The organism is Pectobacterium artocarpous (genome assembly GCF_046159765.1).
In the GTDB taxonomy this organism is placed as follows: domain Bacteria; phylum Pseudomonadota; class Gammaproteobacteria; order Enterobacterales; family Enterobacteriaceae; genus Pectobacterium.
The window spans coordinates 70,112-93,775 of the sequence record NZ_JBJXVK010000007.1 but is presented as its reverse complement, the minus strand read 5'-3'; the positions used below and the strand labels follow the sequence as shown (position 1 = coordinate 93,775).

The following is a 23,664-nucleotide window of genomic DNA, read 5'->3' as shown; positions in this document are numbered from 1 at the left end:
AAAATCATCTGCAATCACCACATCAAATCATCAGGCACTTTAAAATCAGCATACGGATCGTCTTCGTCTTGCTCTTCCTGACTCAAGGCACTATTTAATACAATACTGTTCGCATCTCGCTGCGCAATTTTATCGGCTACGATCGCGGGGATAATCGCGTATTCACTCTCGCCATTGCTATTAACCGCCAAACGAGCAATCGCAAGACGGCCATTGATCAGTTGGGCCTGAGTCAGCTTATCCACGTCTATTTTTTTAATGACGTTATTGTCTGTGAAGTTAAAACCAATATCGCCTTTTGCAATAGTGATTCTGTTCATTTCAATGAGCTGCTTCACCTGAGCTTTATATTCTTTAGATAACACAGCTTGTTTTTGTTGTTCACTTAGCTGTTTATCGCGCTCAAGCTGTGCTTTCTTATTCTCTTCCACTGCCTCTCTTGCCTCACGAGCCTGAACGCGTGATTTTTTCGCCGTCCTTTGGACTTTGGCCATTTTCTTGCTGGTCACTAATCCAGCTTTTAACATCTGCTCTTGTAAGGTGAGTTTTGTCATTTTCGTTTCTAAACCGGTTGAATAATTTACAGGATTATACCTGTAATTTTTGAGGCAGTACCAGATTGCAGGACGCGATCGCGGTGAGGCTTGAGTTTGGGGGGGTCTATAGCGATGCCGACATTCTGCTTATACATGGCGCGGAACATCGACACAGGGTCAGTCCGAATGATTTCAGACCTTGAGCAGTTTTACCGTGGCGTCTATGTCTATCTCATCTTCCGAGAAGATGAGCGTCGTTCCATGGAAGGTGGTGATGGCCAGTTTTTTCAGCGAACGCATTTCACCAGGCTTAACCGCTGATCTCGGCTTGATGCTATTCATCAATATCCCTACAGACAGCACCGCATTTTCTTTATCAATGTGAGTATCAGCAGGGACTTCTTCGCGGTAAACCACATAAGACTTGATCGACGTGATCTTAAGACGCTCGCCTGCAATATAGATATATTTGCTTTCCGGTAAGACTTTCACAGAATAAGCTGACAACCCCTTGTTATTCGTAGTGGGTTCGAAAGTGACCGCTGCATCTTTCTTAATCAGATCGGGGTTGGCGACCTTAATCACATGAAAATAACGGTTATCGCCGTTTTCATCTTTGATAAATCCAAAACCTTTATCTTTAAACCAGGTTGTGATCGTTCCGTTCATCGCCATTACCACCTACTCAATCGTTCATCTACTCAGTTTTTTCAGCGCGCAGTGTAAAGCACAATGCCTGCGCAAACTACGTCTTTGGGTTAAGTTTTGATAATAAATGTCTGGTCTGTGAAAAAACATTCCCGATAGCGACAAACTGGCTATGCCACGCCTGCAATTCGTCCTCTGGCTCCAGCGCGCCGGTTTGCACTGTCAGCCCCTGGCTCATGATCGTGAAGTGGGCAGCGCTGTTGACCTCGCGAAAAGTGTACCTGTCGGCATAAGTGTCAGCGGTAAAAAAACAAACGCTAGCTAAAAAATCGGCTTCTGCCCTCTCCCACAAGGAGAGGAGGCAAAAGCCGAATATGCTAACCGCCAGAACGATTAACGGTGCACTTTATTCAGCACGGTCTGAATCGCAGACGACAACTCGTTGATCTCGAATTTCGCCACATAGGCATCCGCACCAACATTACGCACGTGATCTTCGTTCGCACTGCCGGACAGTGAAGAGTGGATCACCACTGGGATATTCTTCAGGAATTCTTCACGTTTGATATTTCTGGTCAGCGTAAAGCCGTCCATTTCCGGCATTTCCAAGTCGGTCAGAACCAACGAGATCTTGTCTGAAATAGGCCGACCTTCCGACTGCGCTTCTTGCGCAATTTGTCGTATCTTATTCCAGGCCTCTTGCCCAGTGATGTGCATACTAAATGGGATACCCATCTGAGTGAGCCCCTGTTCAAGCAAGGAACGAGCGACTTTGGAGTCTTCCGCCACAATCGCAATCGCGCCAGACGTATAAGAGTAGGTTTTCTCTTCTGCGTTCTTGAGCTTGGTTTCACGCTCGCCGGGAATGATATCAAACAGAATCTGTTCAACATCCAGCACCAGTGCCAGACGATTACTGTCTTTGTCGGTATCAAGACGCGCGATGCTGGTAATGTAGGTGTTACTGATGCCAGCTTCGGCAGCCAAAACCTGGCTCCATTCCAGACGAACGATATCGTCCACCGACTCCACAGCAAACGCCTGCGTACTTCGTGCATACTCAGTGATAAGAAGAATGTTCAGCCCGGTTTCCGGTTTGCTGCCCACCACGGCTGGAAGATCGATAACAGGAATGATTTGCCCACGAATGTTAACCATACCCAGCATCGGCGATGTCATGCCAGCCGCTTTGGTCAAGGCAGGCATCGGCACGATTTCACGCAGCTTAAATACGTTGATGCCAAACAGCTCAGATTTGCCACCTTCAGGTGATTTGCCCAGTTGGAATAATAAGAGTTCAAATTTATTAGCAGAGGTGAGGTTTGTTCTCTCATCGATTTCTTTTTGAAAATTATCCATGCTTTCCTCAGTGCGAGTCATTATAGGTATACCGTAACCAGGCAACATTCGAGATGTGAGCAAACAGGAACCAACATCCGACCGCTCCACTGTACGTGATAGTCGTGTTCTTCAATCTTATCTAGCGTCAAACGTAAAATATTTTTAAGTGTGTCAACCTCATCCAACGATGGCAATCATCGGATCAGCAGACGGATATCAGCCCTCTTCAGTATAACAGTCGGCTAGCATCCTTAGGGTGCAGATAACATTCCCTGAACCATTAATATCGGCAGAATTTGCGAACACCTTATCCCAAATCGTGACAGAACAGTTGCCTGAGGAGAAAACTTCACGCTTCTCTTGACACCACAAGAAGAAAAAAACCATGCCGTAGAGTTTTGATTTAAAGGTACGCATGGTGACCATCATTTAACGCTGTGTCGCTAAGGCTGCGTGCTCAACAGCAGGTCAGAAAGTTTATCGACATTCTCTTTCGGGCCTGACTCGTAAAACAGCGCTTCTTTGGTTAAGAAATAGCCATACAGCGTCGCGTTGGAGCCGTCGACCCGCTTCGCCAGCTCATTCATGGTGGCCCGTTCATAGCCCATTTCCTGAAAAAGCTGCGCCGCCGTTTTAACGTTGGCTTCCCGACGAGCCTTAGTTCGGACTTTCATCACCACTCCTGCCAGCCAAGGCTGACGAGCAAAATAGGATTCGATATAGCAATATTATCAAAACATTAGCCCCATTGACGCCTCTTTACGCAAGGCAACATCACCGCGAGCAAAAACGGAGGGAAAGGCAACAAAAGAACGACGATGAACAGCAAGAGGCAATCGGGGTTGATAAGCGAAAACGGATTATTTACTATCCCCCGCGTGACGGGAGAACTGAATTTAGGGCGTGTGGTTTGATGCCACACACCCTAAATTCAGTAGACAGAACAGGAGCAACATTATGGGTAATTCCCTAGGTTGGCAAATCAATTTGTAACAATTTTTTAAAATCTATTTTCTTAAATTTTTTTATAAATAGCCCTGTTCATGAAAAAATTATAAGTGATATCATGGAGTAACAGTAGTTAGACTTAGGTATAGGTCAGCACTATACTTTTATGACATCACCTATATCATGAGTACCTTCTCGCTTTTTATTGAGGCCGTTACATGTCTGTATTTTGCTCTGATAATGAAATTATCAATAACACGATAAAAAGCTATCTCGGCCGAAAGTTAAAGCAGTATGGCGACCTGAAATACGCTTACATGATCATGAACAAGAAAAATCCGTCTCAGGTCGTGATCATCTCAAATTACCCGCAGGAATGGGTTAATACCTATAAAGAAAACAACTATCAGCATATCGACCCGGTTATTTTGACGGCGATAAATAAAGTCTCGCCTTTCTCCTGGGAAGACAACATCGTTATTAACTCTAAGCTGAAGTTCTCCAAGATTTTTAATCTGTCAAAAGAGTACGATATTGTTAATGGCTATACCTTTGTCTTGCATGACAACAATAATAATCTGGCGGCGCTATCGATTATGTTTGAAGAGCACTCGCCAACGGATATAGAAAGTATTGTTGAGGAAAACAAAGACAAACTGCAAATGCTGCTCATTACCATCCATGAGAAAATCACCATACTTTACAACGAGGTGATGCAAAGCCCCCAGAGCAGAAAACAAGGCGATAAAGAGATTTTCTCCCAGCGCGAAAACGAAATTCTGTACTGGGCCAGCATGGGCAAAACCTACCCGGAAATTGCGCTGATTCTGGATATCAAAATTAGCACCGTGAAATTCCATATTGGCAATGTGGTAAAAAAGCTCGGCGTGCTGAATGCCAAACACGCAATAAGACTCGGCGTAGAATTACAGCTCATCAAGCCTGAACCGTTATAATCGTCATCACATCGATTCCCCCACAACCTGCCCCTTAAACATCGGCATGATGAGATAGGCGTTTACTTTTCTGTTGTGCATTCCACAACGTGCGATATCGTCCTTCAGTAAGCCGTCATTCGTGGTGTGTTCCCTGCTGGACAACGGTGCCCAGTTCCACAACCAAAATTCGCTGTGCCCCCACAATTGTCGATAGCCGATGGGCGATGACAATCACCGTCTTGTCCTGCACCAGCGGTCAATCTCCCGCTGTACGGCTAGCTCGCTTTCGGTATCCAACGCCACTGTCGGTTCGTCCAAAATCACTGGTTCGTCCAAAATCACTATGGCGCATCCTTCAATAATGCCCGTGCGATTGAAATACGCTGCCGCTCACCGCCGGATAATCGGCCGCCGATATCGCCCAGCCGCGTTTGCCATCCCTTCAGCAGCCGTTGAATAAATTCCAGACACTGGGCAGCTTCCGCAGCCCGTTCAACCTCTGCGTCGCTGGCATCCGGGCGCGCCATCCGAATGTTTGCCAGCACAGAATCATCAAACAGATAGACATCCTGAAACACCACGGAAATCAGCCGATTCAATTCACGCGTTGGAATGTGGCGAATATCCACACCGCCGATACGCGCGCGCCCACATTGCGGATCCGCATGACGCATCAGCAGTCACGTTATCGTCGTTTTCCCCGAGCCAGACGGCCCGACCAACGCCGTCATCCCCTTCTCCGGCAGTATGATGTTCACCCATCAAACACCAGTGCAGCCTCATCCACATAGCGGACACCAACCTGTTCGAACCCGCTGATACCCAGAATCAGCACGCCCTGAAGGCCCAACTCCACAACGCTGGCAGCCACCGCGCCGGGTTTGGCTCCGCGACGGTGAGCCGACGTCTGTATCTGCTGTAGATGCTGAAAACGCTGACGCAGCGCCGATGTGCACTTATCCTGCTGACAGCGGGTTCTCAGGACGGCAAGCCCCTGTACATATTCCCCTTGCCGCTTATCCCTCTTACAATCCGTTACCGATAGGCTCAATCCGTTACCGATTACGCTTTTACCTTTGCCGCTGGGTCATATTAATGACATCGCTCCTGCCCCATACTGACCGTCGTGACTTTCTCATGCTCCATTATCCTGATGTTTTGCGCCAGCTGCATTCTGCCGGAGATCCATCATGACGCGTAATAAACGCTTCCTCCTTCTGATTCCCGTTGTTGTCTTCCTGATCGCCGTACTATGGTGGTCATTCGGGCGAGGAAACAGCGATGCTCTGTGGGAAATCATCAGCGAACAGTGCGTGCCTAATCAGCAGCACAGCGGTAATCCCGCACCCTGCCTGGAAGTCAATCTGGCGGACGGCTATGTCCTTTTTGACGACAGAAACGGCCCCTATCACGATCTGTTGCTCCCAACCGATAAAATCAGCGGTATCGAAAGTCCTGAACTTTTGCAGCAAGGCACGCCCAATTTCTTCGAACAGGCATGGGCACGCCGCGATCATCTATCACACGAAGCAGGTAAACCGATCAGAGAGGATTACCTCTCGCTGGCGATTAACTCACGCTATGGCCGCACGCAAAACCAACTGCATATCCACATCGCCTGTCTGCGCCCGGAGATTTATCAAACGTTGAACCAACAGTTTCCGACGCTTTCTGCTGACTGGAAACCGCTGCCCGTGAAAATTAACGGGCATGTCTATCTGGCAAAAACGCTCACCCCAAACGAATGGGCGCACAGCGATCCGTTTAAAACGTTAGATCGTTACGCCCAGCAGCGGAATGAATCGATCGGTAAATACGGCCTTGCGATGGTCTCTACGCCAACGGGCGAAAAGGTGCTGCTTGCCAGCAGCCTTGACGTGTTCAATATGAGCCTCGGTTCTGTGGAAGAAATTCAGGATTTTTCCTGTACGTTGGCAAAATAGCCGCTAACCGCGCCAGACGGAGGACTGAAGGTCGATAGCAATCAATTCGCTATAACTTATAACGTTTTGTTCATTGCGTTGCCTGTCGACCTCCGCCTAAAAAGTGGGGAAAAAATCGATAGGGTAGGTAGCTGCAATATGCATCTGGATTTACGGCAATTACGCAATTTTCTTGCATTGGCCGAACATGGGAGTTTTGTGCAAGCCGCAGAAGCCGTCTGTCTGTCGCAATCGGCATTCAGCCGCAGCATTCAGGCGCTGGAACAAACGATGGGGCATCCGCTTATCGATCGTCAGAGTCGCCGCTTCGCGCTAACATGGCAGGGCAATACGCTGCTGCCCTTTGCGCGGCGCATGCAGGAACTATCCTGGGAACTGATGGCAGACATGCGGCAGATCAGCGAGGCGCAGGAAGGTGAACTCACGTTTGGCTGCGGCCCTGCGCCGTCTACCTCGCTAATCCCCAAAGCGGTGGCGCATTTCCATGCGCTACGCCCGCGCGCCAGAGTGACCTACCGCGTAGATAACTGGCAATCCCTGCGTGAGCGACTGTTGGCCGACGAATGGCCTTTCATCGTCGCAGATACCTGGCAGGCCGAGATGGAAACCCATCTCCACGTGCAACCCTTAAGCCAGCAACGCTGCTTCTTTATCTGCCACTCCTCTCACCCATTGGCACAGCAGGCAACCGTGACGCCAGACGATCTGCTACGCTTTCCGCTCGCCTCCCCTTTTATGCCCGTCGGCATGCGCAAGGTGCTGGCCACCTTAACACACCAGCCTGATTATCGGCCGCAAATCCAGTGTGACCATATCTATTCCGTCTTCAGCCTCCTGCGACATACGCAGGCGATCAGCTTCGCCAGCGAAGATGGCTTTGCGCTGGGGCGATTAAGCCATCAACTGGTAGAAATTCTGCTGACGGGTACGCCGCCGGAATGGGGAAACATGCAAACCCGCTTCGGCATTGTCACCTGTTTACAGAGAACGCTGCCGCCGCTGGCAGAACTGATGATCGAAACCATACTGGTGCAGGACAAGCTGCGCGCACTGGCGCCGGCATGATTATTTCACCGGGTTACCACTGGCGTCATACACCGGCCAGCTCGATTAGCGGTCATGAACACTGATGGCACCGCGTAGCGGCATGGAGCCTGCTCAGGACCAGCCAGATTACTCAATTGAGCACAGAGGAACTGTGCTGCGCTCGCTGATTCACCGAATGAGTGATCGCGAAGAGTATACAGACGCGGGCAGCTAAGACTGCGTTGCGACGCGAATTTATACGCGTTAGATCACATTTCCTTTGCATCACTTCATTGCAATTTGTTATGTTATTACATATCCATTCACGCTAACCGTATACGTAGCCATGATCAATTGGGACAGACACACAGACGCTATTCTTCAGGTAGAGAACCTTAGCCTGTCTATTGGCGGCGAAACCAAAGTCAGCGATATCAGCTTTACGCTGTCTGCGGGCGAACGAGTCTGTCTGATCGGCGCATCCGGTTCCGGTAAATCTCTCACCGCCAAAGCGGTCATCGGCACACCGCCGGTGGGTTGCCAGATTCGCGGCAGCATTCGAATCAATGGTGAGGAGATCGCTCGGTTAAAAGCGCTGGCACGTCCGCAGTCCAGCCGTGTCTCTGCCGTGTTCCAGGATTCGGCAACGGCGCTCAATCCCCTCATGCCGTTAGGAAAACAGCTGTCACTGGCGTTGAAAACCACCTCTTCAACTGAGCTTTCTGCCCTACTTAGCGCCATGCAGTTGGATGATATTCCCAACCTGTTTCAACGTTATCCTGCCGAGTTGTCCGGCGGTCAGCGTCAACGCATTTGTATTACCCTTGCACTGCTGGGCAAAACGCGCCTGCTGGTGGCGGACGAGCCCACTACCGCACTGGATGTCATGACCCAGCAGCAGGTATTGCAAGTCTTGCAGGAACGTAGCATGCAGTCGAATGCGCCCGCCCTGCTGTTTATTACGCACGACATTGCCGTTGCCGCGCAACTCTGCCAGCGCGGTCTGGTGATGGAGAACGGTCGGGTCATTGAATCGGGCAGCATGCAGCAGCTCCTGAATGCACCCCAGCAGCCGTATACCCGCAGCCTGGTCGCCGCCGCACGTCGCGCTGACACGCTTTTATCTGATCATTTTGTATCCGACAGTCGGTTACCCGTTGCCGGAGCGCTTGCCGGATGAATCACCACCTGCATGCGGTGCCCTCACCATTTTTACGCCTTGAACACGTCAGCCGCTATCGTCAGACACCACGTTTACCCTGGCAAAAAACCAATCCTGCTAGCGCAATTTTTCACGACCTGTCGCTGAACCTGCAACAGCACGAACGCGTCGGTCTGGTTGGCGCTTCCGGCTGTGGAAAATCCACGCTGCTGAAAACCCTGCTCGCGCTTGAAGCCCCTGAGAGTGGCGCGGTGTACTGCGACGGTAACCTGATTAAGCCCGGCTCTGTCCGTTCGCTGCTGTGGTATCGCCGCCGCGTTCAATACATTCCGCAGGATCCGGCAGGTTCCCTTGCGCCACGCCAGCGCGTCGCCGATCTCCTCATTGAACCGCTGAAACGTCTACGCCCTACTGAGAACACACATTCTAGTGAGAAAAACGCGGCTCGCCTGCGTGACGTGATGGATCAGGTGGGGCTAAGTACTGTCCTTCTGGACAAGGTTGCCGGGCAACTTTCTGGCGGGCAAGCGCAGCGCGTCGCACTGGCGCGAGCACTGATGGTTCGGCCCGAATTTTTACTCGCGGACGAGCCCGTCAGCGGTCTGGATCTGCCTCTGCGTGAACAGATTAAAGCCCTGCTTCAGCAGGTCACCGAACAAAACAAAATGGGATTGCTGATGGTCTCGCACGATATTTCCATGCTCGCCGGGCTGTGCGACAGAATGCTGGTCATGGATAACGGTCGCATCATCGAAGATCGCCCTACAGTTGACGTGCTGGCCTCACCACAACAGGCGCACACCGCCCGTCTGTTGCAGGCCGTGCCCGCGCTATCGACCTCCGGCTATTAGCTCGCCGAAAAGGCGCTGCTTTTTACAATAAAATATCACGTTGATAACCCATTCCCCCATAACGGGCTTTTTTATAACGGATGATTGAATGTCAGACCTTGCCGCCAACCGTACTCCGCAACCTTACCCACCACTGCTTCTGGGCAGCCAGCTTGTTTTCAATATTGGTTTTTATGCCGTCGTACCGTTCCTCGCTATTTTCTTGCGCGACGACATGCTGCTTTCTGGCTGGGCCATCGGGCTGGTGATCGGTTTACGCACCTTCTCGCAACAGGGAATGTTTCTGGTCGGTGGAGCGCTAGCTGACCGCTTCGGCGCTCGCGTGATCATCCTATGTGGCTGCGTTGTGCGTATTAGCGGCTATTTACTGCTCGCGTTAGGCGACTCGCTATGGCCGATTATTTTGGGCGCCTGCCTGACCGGCGTCGGCGGTGCGCTGTTCTCCCCTGCCATTGAGGCATTAATGGCACAGGCCGGTACGCAAAGTGAAAAAGAGGGAAAACGCTCGCGTTCTGAGTGGTTCGCCCTGTTTGCGATTTGCGGCGAATTGGGCGCGGTGCTGGGGCCACTACTCGGTTCCGTTCTGGCTGGGTTCGGATTCCAGCGCGTGGCGCTCGCGGGCGCAGCCGTCTTTGTTATCGCTCTCATCGTCCTGTTTTTCAGCCTGCCGCCGACACAGCGGAAGCAAGGGGAATTGCATATTGCCCCCTGGTGGGAAACTTTTCGTCAGCGCCGTTTCGTCGCGTTCATTATCGCCTACAGCGCTTATCTGTTCAGCTACAACCAGCTCTATCTGGCGTTGCCGGTTGAACTGCACCGCTCCGGCAGCAGTGAGAAAGATCTCGGTCCGCTGTTTGTCCTGGCTTCACTGCTGGTGATCGGGTTACAGCTTCCGCTGGCGCGTTTTGCTCGCCGCATTGGAGCAGCACGCATGTTGCCGTTGGGCTTTGCGTTCCTGGCCGCCTCGTTCCTGAGCGTCGCGTTGTTTGCCTCCAGCACACCGCCAGAAGGCTGGCAGCGCCTGCTCCCGGCGATCTCCTTGATTACTCTGCTGACGCTGGGGCAAATGTTGATCGTCCCCGTTGGCATGGACCTCATTCCTCGTTTTGCCAACAACAAGAATTTAGGGGCACACTATGGTGCACTGGCGTCGATGGGCGGCATCACTGTGCTGGTCGGCAACTTTGTGCTCGGTAGCCAGCTCGATCGCGCACTGACGCCGTCGCCACAGGCCGCCATTCCGTGGGTGTTGCTCGCCGCGGTACCGCTGTGCAGTTCGCTGGCGATGATGGTCATCTGCCGCCCGTTTAAATCCGCATCAACCGTGAATGAATAAGGACAGACTGATGAATATGCGTAATTTCCAGTGGCCCGTTTCCGGCCTGCTCTCAGCCACGCTGCTGCTTTCAGGCTGCTTCAACGAACCGGAGGAAAAGCACACCTCGCATCATGACGGTCGAATCAAACTGGCAATGCTTCAACCGCCACGCTCCGGCCTGACGCCGCTGAGCGACGATGCCTTTAAGCTCTCACGCTGGAGCACGGCAGAAACGCTGGTGGTGCTCGACAAACTCGGCGAGGCCCAGCCCGCGCTGGCGACAAAATGGCAGCAGATCGATGATAAATCCTGGCGTTTTGAACTGCGCCCCAACGTCCATTTTCACGATAACACCACGTTGAACGCCGCCACGGTGGTTAACGCACTCACCGTAGCGTCCACCGCGGCTCCCAAGCCGCGCATTCTGGACGGCGTGCAGTTAACGGTAAAAGCCGATGGCGATAACGCCGTGATTGTCTCCACCGCTAAAGCGGATCCACTGCTACCTCAGCGTTTATCCAGTCCGCAGTTGGCTATTCTCTCCACCACGGCATACGGTAAAAATGGCGTCGTCAATCCGATCAATACGGGAAGTGGGCCGTTCGTTCTACGCACCGTCACCGGCACCAGCAGCGCGGTATTAGATCGCTTCGACGGTTACTGGGGTGAGAAAGCCCAGGCCAGCGGTATCGACGTCAGCTTTGTGTCCGACGGCGCAGCGCGTGCAGCGGCATTACGTACCGGCACGGCAGACATTGTTGAAGCCATTCCGGTTTCTCAGGCACCGCTGCTGGATCAATCGCTGGTGCATGAGGTCCCGATGCCGCGCACCAACACGCTGTATCTCAATACGCGCCACGGCGTGATGCAAGACCCCGCCATGCGTGCCGCCGTGCGTGATGCGATCAACCGTCAACAACTGGTGGATAACGTGTATGAAAAACGTGCTGATGTCGCGCAGGGTCTGTTAGGCCCGGCGCTGCCGTGGGCCGCGGAACTGCGCCAGCCCGTGTCGAATCCGGTTAAGGCCGGTACGCCTGCGGGTGCGACGATCACGCTGGCAACCTTCAGCGACCGCGCCGAGCTGCCTGAAGTGGCGGTCTATCTGGCACAGCAACTCACCGCCGCCGGATTTACGGTGAAACAGGTTGTGCGCGAATATGCGCAGATCGAGTCCGACGCGCTGGCCGGCAAGTTTGACGCCTTTATTTTATCCCGCGCCACCGTGCTGGATTCCGGCGATCCGGTGGCTTACCTGTACAGCGATTTTGCCTGCGAAGGGTCATTCAACATTGCTCAGCTATGCCGTCCGGAAATCGATCAAGCGCTGCAAAACGCGGCGGCGATCCCTGCTGGTGAAACACGCCGTCAGGCCATCATGCAGGCAGAAAATCTAATCCTTGCCAGCGATGCTGCGATCCCAATGCTGCATGAGCGCGTGATTCAAGGGGAAAGTGCACAGGTAAAAGATGCGCTACGCGATCCGCGTGAACGCACCCTGATTAACGCCACCACACATATTGCCACTGGCGCAAAATAACGGATAACACGCCCCAGTAACCAGAAAGATGACGAGTTTATGAGCGAATCGCTATATTGCCGCACCTGTGCAACCATCAACCAAACGCCACGCCCGCGCTACGGCATACTAATCCCACTGTTTTCACGGTTGCTGACGCTGGCGGGGATTGTGGTACTGATTGGTATGCTGCCGTGGCTATCCGGTCAGGATCCAGCGCTGGCACTGCTACGCGCCCGCTCCGGCGAGCAGGAAGCGACAGCGGAAACGCTAAACGCGATTCGCCACTCTCTCGGATTGGATCAGGGGCCGCTGCGTTTACTGTGGAACTGGCTGACGGGGTTGCTGCACGGCGATGCAGGCAACTCCTGGGTTTCAGGTCGCCCAGTGCTCCCAGGAATGTTGCAGGCGGCGGGGGTCTCGCTCACACTGATGGCTTCCTCGGCGATGGTCGCCTTCACGCTGGCTGCCGTGCTGTGCGCCCCGACCTTTCGGCAGGGGTTACGCGGTCAGGTTCATCGTTCAGGCGGCTTGTTTGCCGCCTTATTTACCGCACTGCCCGAGTTTCTGCTGGCGTCATTTCTGCTGATCGTCGGTGCCGTCTGGCTACAGTGGTTCCCGCCCTATGGCTGGCTGGGGCTGCATTACGTAGTGCTGCCGTCGCTGGCGCTCGGTATTCCGGCTGGCGGTTACCTTGGCCGGATTATCGCCGATGCACTCTCCGCCACTTTTAGCGAAAACTGGCTAACGACCTGGAGCGTGGCAGACGTCAGCCGCCGCCATATCGCCCTGGCGGTGCTGAAACGCACACTGCCTAGCGTGATGCCGCTGGTCGGGCTGGTGCTGGTCTCATTAACCGGCGGTGCCATTGCCGTCGAAAAAGTATTTGCAATTCCCGGTCTGGGTCGCGCCACGCTGGGTGCCGCCGCCGCGCAGGATCTCCCCGCGTTGCAGGCCGGTGTACTGATTTTATTACTCATCGCCTCGCTGGCTGGCATGGCCGCCAGCGGTGTACGGCTACTCATTCTCGGCCGCGCATTGCGGAGCGGCGCAATGCCAGTACCGGAAGAACGCGGTAGTCCGGTGTCTCGCCATGCTGTGTGGCTGCCGATTATCTGCATGCTGTTGTTAGCGCTATTGCTGTTGGCGGGTTTACCACGCGATCCCTATACTTCCGCTTTTCTGCGTCTGCAACCGCCGTCATTGCTGCTGCCTTTTGGCGCGGACGCAATGGGGCGTGATTTATTGGCGCGCGTCGCACACGGCACGCTAAATACCTGTCTGCTGGCGCTGGTGGTATCGCTGGCCTGTCTGGCAATCGGCCTATTGGTTGGCCTGTTCCCGCGTCTGCTCACCGGCCCCATCGAAGTGACGAACGCTCTGCCACCAGTGATTGCTGGGCTGCTGGTTGCTGCAACCAATGGTCCAACGGCAACAGGCGCGGCGATTGCAGTGATTGCAGTGAGCTGGGCACCATTAGCTGCCCACACAGCGGCACTGGTCGCCGAAATCAATGCACGACCTTATATTCGGATGCTGCCGATACTCGGCGTGGGACCGATACGCCGCAGCCTGTTCTATGTGTTGCCTGCACTGGTTGGCCCACTCTTTCGCCATGCGATGCTGCGATTGCCAGGTATCGCGCTGGCGCTGGCATCACTCGGCTTTTTAGGACTGGGGGCGTCACCGCCGACGCCGGAATGGGGACGCGTGCTGGCAGAAGGGATGCCGTACATCGAACGCGCTTTCTGGGGCGTGCTGGTACCGGCTGCCGCACTCGGCGTACTGTCGATACTGGCGGTAAGCGCGGCCAACCTTTCCGGTCGCCACAAACATTAATCTATCGCGGGACAACGCTATCTCGGCACATCGCTTACGCGCCCGCTTCTCTTCACGATCGCTACCCCGCCAGATTTCACAATGGCGGGTCTGTGCATCTTCAGTTACGCTGTGAGCTAATCTCTGCCGAAGTACAGAATTGATATACCCTGAATAATTCGAGTTTCAGGACAAAACGTCAACGTTTTAAACAACGTGAAGCGTTAGCCCTTTAGGCGAGGCCCACGACGGGCCGAGTATTTGAACGTAGCCAACGCACATGCAACGTGAAGTATGACGGGTATAGTGCAGAGCGTGATTAAAGGAGAGAATATGCATAACAGCGGATCCCACGTCAGTCTTACCGTCACTCAGACTCTGGATAAACTGGAAGCGCTGTATGATGACGCCGTCTCAGCGCTGCGCGACGCCATCGGAGACTTCATCAATGATGGCACCCTGCCTGATGTCAACGCGCGCGCGGCGGGATTGTTTTCCTACCCGGCTCTGCGTGTCAGTTGGAGCGGCAATGCGACCGGACATCCCCGCCATCGCGCCTATGGACGTTTTACCCATCCTGGCAGCTACTCCACCACGGTCACCCGCCCGGCCTTTCTGCGCGCTTATCTGGCAGAACAGCTCACGCTGTTGGAGGGGGATTATGATGTCACCATTGAGGTCAGCCCGTCTCAGCAGGAAATTCCGTTTCCCTATGTGCTCGACGGCTCCGATCTGATTCTTGATCGTTCCATGAGTGCCGGCATCGCCAAGCATTTCCCCACGACGGAACTGTCGCAGATTGGGGACGAGACGGCAGATGGCCTGTTCCACGCCACCGCCACGTCGCCGCTGTCACACTTCGACGCGCTGCGCACCGATTTCTCGCTGGCACGGCTTCGCCACTATACCGGCACGCCGGTGGAACATATTCAACCATTCATCCTCTTCACTAACTACACGCGCTATGTCGATGAATTTGTGCGCTGGGCCTGTGCGCAGATCGCCGATCCTGACAGTCCTTATGAGGCGCTATCCTGCGCAGGCGGCATCTACATCACGGCCAACACGCCTAACCCCGAGCAAACGGTGTCCGATCTGGCATGGAAGAACCACCAGATGCCCGCCTATCATCTGATTCCTCATCAGGGGAAAGGGATTACGATGGTCAATATCGGTGTCGGGCCATCCAACGCCAAAACCATCTGCGATCACCTCGCCGTCATGCGCCCGCACGCCTGGCTGATGATTGGTCACTGCGGCGGCTTGCGCGAGAGTCAGTCCATTGGCGATTATGTGCTGGCACACGCGTACCTGCGTGACGATCACGTACTGGACGCCGTTCTACCACCGGATATTCCGATCCCTAGCATCGCCGAAGTCCAGCGCGCGCTGTACGACGCGACCAAAATGGTCAGCGGTATGCCTGGGGAAGAGGTTAAACAGCGCCTGCGTACCGGCACGGTGGTGACCACCGATGATCGCAACTGGGAATTGCGCTATGCGGCTTCCGCGCTGCGGTTTAATCTCAGTCGCGCCGTTGCGGTAGATATGGAAAGCGCAACCATTGCCGCGCAGGGGTATCGTTTCCGTGTCCCTTACGGCACGCTGCTGTGCGTATCGGATAAACCACTACACGGTGAGATCAAACTGCCGGGACAGGCTAACCGTTTCTATGAAGGGGCCATATCGGAGCATTTGCAGATTGGCATCTGCGCCATCGATCTGCTGCGGGCGGAAGGCGACAAGCTACATTCGCGCAAGCTCCGTACCTTTAATGAGCCACCGTTCCGCTGATTGAATAACGTGTGTTCAAACGGGCAACGACAGACATGCGGTTGCCCGATGCAACGCCAGCGCACGGTCTTCACCCCGGCACTAATGACGACGGTGCTGCTCTTTAATTTCCTGCGTTTGCTTGGCATCAATACTTAATTCCGCCGTTGGCCTTAGTAACAGCCGCCGAAGCCCTATCGGCTCGCCGGTTTCCAGACAATAACCGTACTCACCGCTGCGGATACGCTGTAACGCGGCATCGATTTTAGGTAACAGTCGGCTTTCTCGATCAATTTGCCGAAACAGCATTCTCAGCTCTTCTTCGCGCATCGCCTTATCGCCTTCATCACCACTCTGCTCGCTCAGTTGAATACTGCCTTTCAGTTCCTCAATATGTTGCAGAAGCGTCAGGCGCTCCGTTTGTAAGCGCTGCGTGAAAAAGGCCAATTGTGCCGGATTCATGTAATCAGCTTCAGGCATAGCGAGGATTCTCACTTCTTCTTTTGGTTTCCGAGTTGGCATAACGTCCTCCACGATAGCACGCCCAAATTTGTTATGTTATAACAGTAAAAACACCATAGAGGATGTGCCCAATGAAAAAAGGTCTGTCGGTTCTGTTTCTTTCCCTGGTCGCGACGCAAGCTTCTGCCTTTCAGGCGAAAATAGCCCAGCCAGATGATGCTGGGTTACGTAATACCGATGAGGCCAGACGCCCCTTTTCCGGCTTCACGCCGATGGGGCTACAGACCATTCATCCCGGTCAGTGCGATGCGACTTCCGTTAACGGCTGCGGTTGCCCATTTTGTACGCAGTTGCGGCTCATTGGTCGCTAAACGCCACGGCCACAGGTCGAGATAGTGCGGGCATCCCTGCACGCGTCGTGCTTCTGTCCCAATCGGTGTTTCAGCGCTTACCCGCCAGTTCGGTAGGTGCGCCATCAATTTTAATATCTAGCCCTTGTTTCGCGCTGTTCAGGTAAAACTCACGAATGCGCTGGTTGACCGGATCGCTGACGTACACGCTGCCGCCGACAATCGCGAGCGACGGCGTTGGCGTTTTTGCACCATAAGCACAATCGAACGCCTCAACTGCATCAAAACTGGCGATTGGCTTCCAGTCTGGCGCGACGTCATACAAACGCAGCTTACCATCCGGCGTCAGATTGGCGACCCGCTTACCATCGGCAGACACCACAAATTTGCACACCGCCTGACCGTCCGGGATCGAGAATGTATCCTGCGCCGTGAGCTTTTTAGCCTGAGGATCAATGCGAATCAGTGCGTTAAACGGCTGCCCGCCTAGTCCACCGTAATTACCTATCACATAGCGGCCTTGCAGGCCGGATTTCAGCGTGCTGGTGCGGCGATCGTCAGGGTAAGCCAGCTTGTGCGATACCCATTTCCCGCCATGCTGTTTTACGATTAATACACCGCCATCACTTTTCGCATCCCCTTCCGTTAGCTTCGCATTACAGCCAAAAACGTGGACGTGGTTCAGCGAGCTGTGACCATGAAACTCTTTACAAGAACGTTGGGGATCCTGCTCCTGATTAAAGTTCGCTATCGCTTTCCAGTTCTTATCCTGCTGATAAACGACGAAACCGTTAGGCCGTGAGGTCACCGTTTTATCATCACCTTTGGCATAGGCGGCTTTCGGCATGGAAATCAGCCACTGATTGTTCCCCAGCGGTGCGGTAATACCGTGCTGCGGTGCCGGGCTCTTACGCTTCTCCACCACGGGATTCGCACTATCCAGCGCCGACAAACGAATCATGACCGACTCCGGCTGGCTGGGGCCGTCCCACGGACGTAAGCCATCGTAGGACCAGGCGACCCAGCCATTCTCCGAGGTGATATGCGACGGCTTGTCGCCTGTCACCCGTAACGGCAGAAGGCGCGGTTCACCTTTATGCACGTCCATGTGATCGTCATGAGATTCATAGGTCAGACCGGTATCAAGAAAAGCGATAGTGCCTGCGTCATCGTAAAGATTAACGATTGTGAATCGGCCATCTTCGGTAGGCACCAGCGAGGCATTCGCTCGACCCACATCAAAGGTATGTGTGACCTTGAAGGTATCCAGATCCAGCACGCTGAGCGTCGGTTTCTGGTGATCGGAAAAAATTAATCGTCCGCGTAATACCTCGTGTTCGTGCGCCTGAACGCTCGCACTTCCCGTCCCCATCAACAGCGCCAGAGCCGCTGCGATTGTCGTTTTCTGCATCTTTCTCTCCGTGATGTTATTGTGATTTTAAGTTATGTTATAACATAACAAATAAAGATACCAGAATCGCACAGGAAGACGCATAGCAAAAGCGCCACATTTGTGGCGCTCGCTGACTACAGTAAAAAATTGAAGCTAGTTAATTTCAGGATGCTGTTCGGTCAGCCGTTTTCTTTTCTTCTCCAGTTCGGCAATTTGCTCATCAATATCTTCTATTTTCTGTTCAATATTGTCGTATTGCTCCTGCAACAGCTCTTTGGCCTCCGTCCGGTCCGATGCCGCAGGCGTCGCGCCTTTCAGCGGCTTGTTAGCGGTTTCTCGCATCGACATCCCGGTAATCAAGCCGATCAGCCCAATCACCATCAGGTAATATGCGGGCATATACAGATTACCGCTAGACTCCACCAGCCAGGCCGCTGCTGTCGGCGTAAAGCCTGCAACCAACACGGACACGTTAAATGACGTCGCTAACGCGCTATAACGGATATGCGTGGGGAACAGCGCGGGAAGCGTTGAGGCCATCACCCCCGTGAAGGAATTCAGCAGTACCGCCAACATCAGCAATCCACAGAAGATCAGCCCAATCACATCACTATTGATCAAAATGAAACTCGGCACAGACAGTAACAACAGGCCAATACTGCCGCAAATAATAAACGGTTTACGCCCGTAGCGGTCACTCATCAGTCCCATAACCGGCTGGACAAACAGCATCCCGATCATGACAGCGATAATAATCATCACCCCATGATCCTCCGAATAATTCAGGCTGTGTGAAAGGTAGCTCGGCATATAAGTCAACAGCATGTAATAGGTGACATTGGTGGTAATCACCATCCCGATACAGATCAGCAGGCCTTTCCATTGCTTGGTCACAATTTCACGCAGCGAGATCTTCGGCGGGGATTGGATACTGTCTTTTGATTCTTTATCAATATTGTCAACGTGCTGCTGGAATGTTGGCGTTTCTTCTAACGCATGACGTAAATAAATCCCAATTAATCCGAGCGGCGCGGCAATAAAGAACGGAATACGCCATCCCCAGTCGAGAAAACTTTCTTCCCCCACGATGGAGGAAATCAACACCACAACACCCGCCCCCATCACGAACCCGGCGATAGAGCCGAAATCCAGCCAGCTCCCTAAAAATCCGCGTCGTCTGTCCGGGGAATATTCGGCAACGAAAATCGCCGCGCCGGTATATTCCCCGCCAACGGAGAAACCCTGCGCCAGTTTCGCCAACAGCAGTAATATCGGTGCCCAAATACCGATCGACTCATAGGACGGAATCAAGCCGATGCAGAATGTGCTCACCGACATGATAATAATGGTGACCGACAAGACTTTCTGGCGACCAAATTTATCGCCCATCGCCCCAAAGAATATCCCGCCGAGTGGTCGCACTAAAAAGGGAACCGAGAACGTTGCCAGCGCGGCAATCATTTGTACGCCGGGGTCGGCTCCGGGGAAAAAAACCTGTCCGAGCGCATACGCCACAAAGCCGTATACGCCAAAATCAAACCATTCCATCGCATTACCCAATGCAGCGGCAGTAATGGCCTTTTTGAGTCTGGCATTATCAATAATGGTAATGTCCTGAATTTTCATCGGTTCAATTTTTTGCTTTTTTAATCTCATCCTTTTTTCCTTTGCTTAAAAAACGACCATTTATTAAAAATAAAATTCCCTCTTTCATGCACAGGGAACCATACGGCTGCATACTGAAAAATAAACAGCTTATTGGTCGCAATATTCATCACAGGTTGATGCTGCTGAATGGAGTATAGAAGAATTTAGACAAAGGCTTGGCTTCACGCCTGAGAATGACACCGGATGCCTAAATAACGCACGGGAATATAATGAAAGGAAAATAACGGTAAAAGGTTATGACAATGTGCTCATATTCTCTTCAGTGAACACGTTACTTACGTGCCGCAATCATTTTCGGATTACGGTTAAAATAGCGCGTAAATGCCAGACTGAAATTAGTCGGGTGTCGATAGCCGACTTGCCAGGCCGTCTGCGCCACCTGAAATCCCTGCTCCAGCAACTGATACGCCCGTTCCATCCGCATCTGCAATAGCATCTGACCTGGCGTGGTCACAAAGCAGCGATGAAACCCGAGTTTGAGTCTGGATTCGCTCATCCCCGCCTGAGCTGCAATGCAGGCCAGCGTCAGCGGCTCAGCCAGATGTTCCCGCATCCACCGGCATACCTGTTCCAATTGCTGTCGTTCCTGTGGATGAATACCGCTGCGCCTCTCCTCCGGTTGCAGGAGGTGTCGATACTGCGACAACAGGCTTAAGGCGTGAATATGGCGATTCAGCGGATCGGCGTCGCCACACAGCGCATTTACATGCATCTGGCTGGCCGCAGAGATAGAGGTAAATGCGCGCTGCTGCACCCCATAACCACTGAACAACGGTTCCGCACAGTCTGCGCCAAAATAACGCACCGCCGCCGCTCTCCCCACCAGCAGTCGTAGCTGATCGACCTGTTGCTGAGCCTGATAATGGCGTTCGCCCATACTGGCCGCAAACGTCGTGATAGTGACATGCTGCTGACGAAACCAGACCTGAGAACCACCGCCATCGCAATAGGCGGATTCCCCTGCCAGCGCAAACGTCATTACCAGCATGGGCTGTGAATGTGGGTTCTGTGTTTCTTCCACTAACGCGCGGCGCGGGCGGTATTGCGAACGGACCAGCGACAGATCGGTATCAATACGGCTGAAATCCGACCAACATTCACCGACATTGTCCGGCAAGAAACGTCGAGAGCCTGAGATACTCGCCTCGCTAGCACCGCACCGATCGCCTGCTGATTTTTCACGTTGCCCTTGTAGCCTTTGCATCCTCTTCCCCCGCCGTTTCGCATAGGAAAAACGCCGTCTCGCATAACAATGAACATAATAACGATTCTCATTTATAGATAGCATATTCCCTATCGACTGACCATCAATGAGACAGACCGCTTATGAATCCATTAGGGACGTTATGGCAGCTTGCCGCCAGCAGCGTGCAAGCCGATGCCTTACATTTGGCGCTGGAGCAACAGATTTTCGACCGGTTGGAGGCGATCACCACACCGGAAAAACTGGCGGAAATGCTGGGCTGGCAGCCGGAGAAAACCGGATTTCTGCTCGAGATTCTGTGGAGTATGCAATTTTTGACGCGCCATCATGATGGCTATCGCACCGCCCCCGCCTGCGCTGCCGTGCTCTGCCGCAGCCGTTCACGTTTTTTGGGGGATGCCTGGCGTTTTCGCCTCACCAGCCTGCGCCAATTTGGTCAAGGGCTCGGGGATGGAATGCACCAGCCACTGCCAACACAGTTAAGCGAGTTACCGCGTGACACAGCATGGGCCAATGCGGCAGAGCAACAGATTGCTCAGGAGCAGCGTTCGATAACGGCAGACCTTGCCAATCGCTTGCTCTCCAGCCTGCCAGATTTCCCACAAATCAGACATGTTCTCGATCTGGGCGGTGGCCCCGGCTGGGTGGCGATTACGCTGGCACTGCGCCACGCACAGATCTCCGGCACGGTCTATGACCTGCCGCAAACCGCCGCCGTGGCGCAGCGCAATATCGATGCCACCGGATTATCAACACGACTGTCGGCACACAGTGGCGCGTTTCCTGACGAAAAATACGATCTGATTTGGAGTTCTTCTTTCCTGCATTTTGTCGAGGACATTCCCGGCATGCTGGTTACGCTCCGCCACGCCCTGACGTCAAAAGGAACGTTGGTGCTGGCGCAGGCAGAAATCGCGGAAGACGCCAACGATGCAGCCCCCATACTGCCGTTCTATCTGCCCATGCAAATGAGTGGACGCCACGTTACGCGGGAAGGCCAACTGGCACAGTGGCTGCTGGAGGCAGGGTTTAACTCGGTAGAAACCCGGCGTCATCAAGCGTTTCCCATGGCACCGTTAAATGTGCTGATCGCCCGTAAACACCAATAACCGCCCATTCGTAGGGCATGCTTCCCTGAATGTAAACAGCCCCCTGAATGCAAAAAGCCAGTCAGTGAGAGCTGACTGGCTTTCGGGATGAACATAATAGGGTGCTGCGTGTTTCCGTCTCGTTTTTCACTCTACCGCATATTCCTTCATTCTATTTTCGTCAGGCATCGTGCCACTGAGCTTCTTGAGTACATCCTTCGCTTCCTTTAGTACGCGGGCACATTGCTCGCGCGTGATGGTAAGCGGTGGCTCTATCCTGACCGATTTGGCATTATTTAACGTACCCGCGACCAGAACATTACGCTGGAACAGCTCTTTTGCGAAGGCATACCCGAGCTCGTTTTTCCTGAACTCGATAGCCTGCAACAGCCCCATTCCTCGTGCTTCGATAATCAGTTGAGGATACTCGGCCGCCAACTGTTGTAAGCCCCGTAACAAAAATTCCCCTTGTGTCGCCGCCTGTTCCGGCAGATGCTGTGTCAGCAATTCATTGATGGTCGCCAGCGCCGCCGCACAGGCCAGCGGATTGCCGCCGAACGTGGTGGTATGCAGGAACGGGTTTTCAAACAGCACAGAGAACACCTCTTCCGTCGCCACTGTGGCGCCAATCGGCATTACGCCACCGCCCAACGCCTTCGCCAGACACAGAATGTCGGGCTGCACACCGTAATGCTCACAGGCAAACATCTTGCCCGTGCGCCCCATGCCGGTTTGTACCTCATCCAGAATCAGCAATGCCCCAACCTCATCGCATAATGCTCTGACCGCAGGCAAGTAATTTTCCGGTGGTACAATCACGCCACCTTCCCCCTGAATAGGCTCAAGGATGATGGCTGCCACGTCATCGCCGGTCTTCTGGCATTGCTGAACCTGCTTGCGCATGGCGCTAATATCGCCAAAAGGAACATGATGGAAGCCGGGTAACAGCGGCATGAAAGGACGACGAAACGCAGACTTGGCGGTGGCAGAAAGCGCCCCTAGCGACTTCCCGTGGAACGCGCCGGTCGCCGCAATAAAGGTATATTTGCCGCGCGGCGACTGATACGCTTTCGCCAGCTTCAACGCCGCTTCAACCGATTCCGTTCCGCTATTGCAGAAGAAGCTGTATTTCAAATTGCCCGGCGTCAGCGCTGCCAGCGTTTTCGCTAACAGCCCCCGTAGCGGATCGAGCAACTCCTGACTGTGCAGCGGTTGTCTGGCAAGCTGGCGTTCAACGGCGGCAATAACGTTAGGATTGCGATGCCCGACGTTAAAAATACCGTAACCGCCGAGGCAGTCCAGATATTCATTCCCTTGGGTATCAATCAGCGTATTCGGGCCGCTGGCGCGCCATTCGACTGCACCGTAATCGCCGTCGCTAGTGACAGATTTTCTGTACTCCAGAAAACCTGGGTTGACGTATTCGCGAAAACAACTCAAAACTTCTCGATTCAGTGCCGCCATGTCATCGTGGGATAGCGTGTCACTATGAATCCAATGTAGCGCCTGCTGAGTACACTCTAGCGGGGTAAGGTGGGCGTGTGATCTGGACAAAATGCGCTCCTTGAAAACGGACATCACGTGATGCCAATTTAATTAATGCACATAACACGCCAGTCGCCCGCCTCAAATCCGAATAAAATACAAAAACGCGATCTAAACCAAAAAACAAGCAGAT

At 53.4% G+C, this 23,664-nt stretch carries 19 protein-coding genes and 2 pseudogenes; 11 read left to right on the top strand and 10 right to left on the bottom strand.

Features of this window, described 5'->3' with window-relative positions; genetic code table 11:
• Positions 1-14: 14 nt before the first annotated feature.
• The 4 genes and pseudogenes from ACKQAD_RS06440 to ACKQAD_RS06425 all read right to left on the bottom strand — a co-directional run.
• The gene (locus ACKQAD_RS06440) at positions 15-554 is read right to left on the bottom strand and encodes a DUF2058 domain-containing protein (protein WP_409159389.1); all 540 of its coding nucleotides are present in this window, start codon (positions 552-554) and stop codon (positions 15-17) included.
• A gap of 174 nt (positions 555-728) precedes the next feature.
• Positions 729-1,211, bottom strand: a complete 483-nt coding sequence (locus tag ACKQAD_RS06435; RefSeq protein ID WP_409159388.1) for a cold-shock protein — start codon at positions 1,209-1,211, stop codon at positions 729-731.
• Between the two features lie 366 nt (positions 1,212-1,577).
• A complete protein-coding gene (locus ACKQAD_RS06430; protein WP_409159387.1) occupies positions 1,578-2,543 on the bottom strand; it encodes a chemotaxis protein in 966 nt (321 codons plus the stop codon).
• Between the two features lie 491 nt (positions 2,544-3,034).
• Positions 3,035-3,199: pseudogene (locus ACKQAD_RS06425) on the bottom strand (TetR/AcrR family transcriptional regulator); the annotation flags it as partial.
• 492 nt (positions 3,200-3,691) lie between these two features.
• Between ACKQAD_RS06425 and ACKQAD_RS06420 the strand changes: the two are divergent.
• Positions 3,692-4,429 carry a helix-turn-helix transcriptional regulator gene (locus ACKQAD_RS06420; protein ID WP_409159386.1) on the top strand — a complete coding sequence of 246 codons (738 nt, stop codon included), beginning with the start codon at positions 3,692-3,694 and terminating at the stop codon, positions 4,427-4,429.
• 118 nt (positions 4,430-4,547) lie between these two features.
• Here the strand turns inward: ACKQAD_RS06420 and ACKQAD_RS06415 are convergent.
• Positions 4,548-5,357: pseudogene (locus ACKQAD_RS06415) on the bottom strand (ATP-binding cassette domain-containing protein); the annotation flags it as partial.
• 244 nt (positions 5,358-5,601) lie between these two features.
• Here ACKQAD_RS06415 and ACKQAD_RS06410 point away from each other — a divergent pair.
• From ACKQAD_RS06410 to ACKQAD_RS06375, 8 genes are all read left to right on the top strand, one after another.
• The gene (locus ACKQAD_RS06410) at positions 5,602-6,354 is read left to right on the top strand and encodes a CDP-diacylglycerol diphosphatase (RefSeq protein WP_409159385.1); all 753 of its coding nucleotides are present in this window, start codon (positions 5,602-5,604) and stop codon (positions 6,352-6,354) included.
• Positions 6,355-6,492: 138 nt separating this feature from the next.
• Positions 6,493-7,419, top strand: a complete 927-nt coding sequence (locus tag ACKQAD_RS06405) for a LysR family transcriptional regulator (protein ID WP_409159384.1) — start codon at positions 6,493-6,495, stop codon at positions 7,417-7,419.
• A 307-nt stretch (positions 7,420-7,726) separates the two neighbouring features.
• Positions 7,727-8,560, top strand: a complete 834-nt coding sequence (locus ACKQAD_RS06400) for an ATP-binding cassette domain-containing protein (protein ID WP_409159383.1) — start codon at positions 7,727-7,729, stop codon at positions 8,558-8,560.
• On the top strand, positions 8,557-9,393 hold the full coding sequence (locus ACKQAD_RS06395; protein ID WP_409159382.1) for an ABC transporter ATP-binding protein: 837 nt from the start codon (positions 8,557-8,559) through the stop codon (positions 9,391-9,393). Before ACKQAD_RS06400 ends, ACKQAD_RS06395 begins: the two co-directional genes overlap by 4 nt.
• Positions 9,394-9,481: 88 nt before the next feature.
• Positions 9,482-10,729, top strand: coding sequence for an MDR family MFS transporter (locus tag ACKQAD_RS06390; protein ID WP_409159381.1), 1,248 nt, complete (start codon positions 9,482-9,484; stop codon positions 10,727-10,729).
• 10 nt (positions 10,730-10,739) lie between these two features.
• A complete protein-coding gene (locus ACKQAD_RS06385) occupies positions 10,740-12,251 on the top strand; it encodes an ABC transporter substrate-binding protein (protein WP_409159380.1) in 1,512 nt (503 codons plus the stop codon).
• Between the two features lie 39 nt (positions 12,252-12,290).
• Positions 12,291-14,069 (top strand): ABC transporter permease subunit, encoded by a 1,779-nt coding sequence (locus ACKQAD_RS06380; RefSeq protein ID WP_409159379.1) that lies wholly within the window; start codon positions 12,291-12,293, stop codon positions 14,067-14,069.
• A gap of 312 nt (positions 14,070-14,381) precedes the next feature.
• Positions 14,382-15,842, top strand: a complete 1,461-nt coding sequence (locus ACKQAD_RS06375) for an AMP nucleosidase (RefSeq protein ID WP_409159378.1) — start codon at positions 14,382-14,384, stop codon at positions 15,840-15,842.
• A gap of 81 nt (positions 15,843-15,923) precedes the next feature.
• On the opposite strand, the gene dksA is transcribed toward ACKQAD_RS06375, so the two are convergent.
• Positions 15,924-16,343 carry an RNA polymerase-binding protein DksA gene (dksA, locus tag ACKQAD_RS06370; RefSeq protein WP_409159377.1) on the bottom strand — a complete coding sequence of 140 codons (420 nt, stop codon included), beginning with the start codon at positions 16,341-16,343 and terminating at the stop codon, positions 15,924-15,926.
• 71 nt (positions 16,344-16,414) lie between these two features.
• Here dksA and ACKQAD_RS06365 point away from each other — a divergent pair, with 71 nt between their 5' ends.
• Positions 16,415-16,654 (top strand): hypothetical protein, encoded by a 240-nt coding sequence (locus ACKQAD_RS06365; protein WP_409159376.1) that lies wholly within the window; start codon positions 16,415-16,417, stop codon positions 16,652-16,654.
• Between the two features lie 70 nt (positions 16,655-16,724).
• On the opposite strand, the gene ACKQAD_RS06360 is transcribed toward ACKQAD_RS06365, so the two are convergent.
• From ACKQAD_RS06360 to ACKQAD_RS06350, 3 genes are all read right to left on the bottom strand, one after another.
• Positions 16,725-18,044 carry an SMP-30/gluconolactonase/LRE family protein gene (locus tag ACKQAD_RS06360; RefSeq protein ID WP_409159375.1) on the bottom strand — a complete coding sequence of 440 codons (1,320 nt, stop codon included), beginning with the start codon at positions 18,042-18,044 and terminating at the stop codon, positions 16,725-16,727.
• Between the two features lie 135 nt (positions 18,045-18,179).
• Positions 18,180-19,682, bottom strand: coding sequence for a glycine betaine/L-proline transporter ProP (gene proP / locus ACKQAD_RS06355; RefSeq protein WP_409159374.1), 1,503 nt, complete (start codon positions 19,680-19,682; stop codon positions 18,180-18,182).
• 283 nt (positions 19,683-19,965) lie between these two features.
• A complete protein-coding gene (locus ACKQAD_RS06350) occupies positions 19,966-20,898 on the bottom strand; it encodes a helix-turn-helix domain-containing protein (RefSeq protein ID WP_409159373.1) in 933 nt (310 codons plus the stop codon).
• 122 nt (positions 20,899-21,020) lie between these two features.
• Here ACKQAD_RS06350 and ACKQAD_RS06345 point away from each other — a divergent pair, with 122 nt between their 5' ends.
• Entirely contained in the window at positions 21,021-22,007 is a 987-nt protein-coding gene (locus tag ACKQAD_RS06345; protein WP_409159372.1) for a class I SAM-dependent methyltransferase, read from the top strand.
• A gap of 126 nt (positions 22,008-22,133) precedes the next feature.
• Here the strand turns inward: ACKQAD_RS06345 and ygjG are convergent, their stop codons facing one another.
• Positions 22,134-23,540 (bottom strand): putrescine aminotransferase, encoded by a 1,407-nt coding sequence (ygjG, locus tag ACKQAD_RS06340; RefSeq protein ID WP_409159371.1) that lies wholly within the window; start codon positions 23,538-23,540, stop codon positions 22,134-22,136.
• Between the last annotated feature and the right edge of the window lie 124 nt (positions 23,541-23,664).

What these genes read in the sequence shown, in the direction of transcription:
- ACKQAD_RS06400 (WP_409159383.1), top strand. Translation starts at nt 7,727, where the DNA reads ATGATCAATTGGGACAGACACACAGACGCTATTCTTCAGGTAGAGAAC.
- ACKQAD_RS06390 (WP_409159381.1), top strand. Translation starts at nt 9,482, where the DNA reads ATGTCAGACCTTGCCGCCAACCGTACTCCGCAACCTTACCCACCACTG.
- ACKQAD_RS06405 (WP_409159384.1), top strand. Translation starts at nt 6,493, where the DNA reads ATGCATCTGGATTTACGGCAATTACGCAATTTTCTTGCATTGGCCGAA.
- ACKQAD_RS06430 (WP_409159387.1), bottom strand. Translation starts at nt 2,543, where the DNA reads ATGGATAATTTTCAAAAAGAAATCGATGAGAGAACAAACCTCACCTCT.
- proP (WP_409159374.1), bottom strand. Translation starts at nt 19,682, where the DNA reads ATGAGATTAAAAAAGCAAAAAATTGAACCGATGAAAATTCAGGACATT.
- ACKQAD_RS06385 (WP_409159380.1), top strand. Translation starts at nt 10,740, where the DNA reads ATGAATATGCGTAATTTCCAGTGGCCCGTTTCCGGCCTGCTCTCAGCC.
- ACKQAD_RS06420 (WP_409159386.1), top strand. Translation starts at nt 3,692, where the DNA reads ATGTCTGTATTTTGCTCTGATAATGAAATTATCAATAACACGATAAAA.
- ACKQAD_RS06395 (WP_409159382.1), top strand. Translation starts at nt 8,557, where the DNA reads ATGAATCACCACCTGCATGCGGTGCCCTCACCATTTTTACGCCTTGAA.
- ACKQAD_RS06360 (WP_409159375.1), bottom strand. Translation starts at nt 18,044, where the DNA reads ATGCAGAAAACGACAATCGCAGCGGCTCTGGCGCTGTTGATGGGGACG.
- ACKQAD_RS06375 (WP_409159378.1), top strand. Translation starts at nt 14,382, where the DNA reads ATGCATAACAGCGGATCCCACGTCAGTCTTACCGTCACTCAGACTCTG.
- ACKQAD_RS06350 (WP_409159373.1), bottom strand. Translation starts at nt 20,898, where the DNA reads ATGCAAAGGCTACAAGGGCAACGTGAAAAATCAGCAGGCGATCGGTGC.
- ACKQAD_RS06410 (WP_409159385.1), top strand. Translation starts at nt 5,602, where the DNA reads ATGACGCGTAATAAACGCTTCCTCCTTCTGATTCCCGTTGTTGTCTTC.
- dksA (WP_409159377.1), bottom strand. Translation starts at nt 16,343, where the DNA reads ATGCCAACTCGGAAACCAAAAGAAGAAGTGAGAATCCTCGCTATGCCT.
- ACKQAD_RS06380 (WP_409159379.1), top strand. Translation starts at nt 12,291, where the DNA reads ATGAGCGAATCGCTATATTGCCGCACCTGTGCAACCATCAACCAAACG.
- ACKQAD_RS06365 (WP_409159376.1), top strand. Translation starts at nt 16,415, where the DNA reads ATGAAAAAAGGTCTGTCGGTTCTGTTTCTTTCCCTGGTCGCGACGCAA.
- ACKQAD_RS06435 (WP_409159388.1), bottom strand. Translation starts at nt 1,211, where the DNA reads ATGGCGATGAACGGAACGATCACAACCTGGTTTAAAGATAAAGGTTTT.
- ACKQAD_RS06440 (WP_409159389.1), bottom strand. Translation starts at nt 554, where the DNA reads ATGACAAAACTCACCTTACAAGAGCAGATGTTAAAAGCTGGATTAGTG.
- ACKQAD_RS06345 (WP_409159372.1), top strand. Translation starts at nt 21,021, where the DNA reads ATGAATCCATTAGGGACGTTATGGCAGCTTGCCGCCAGCAGCGTGCAA.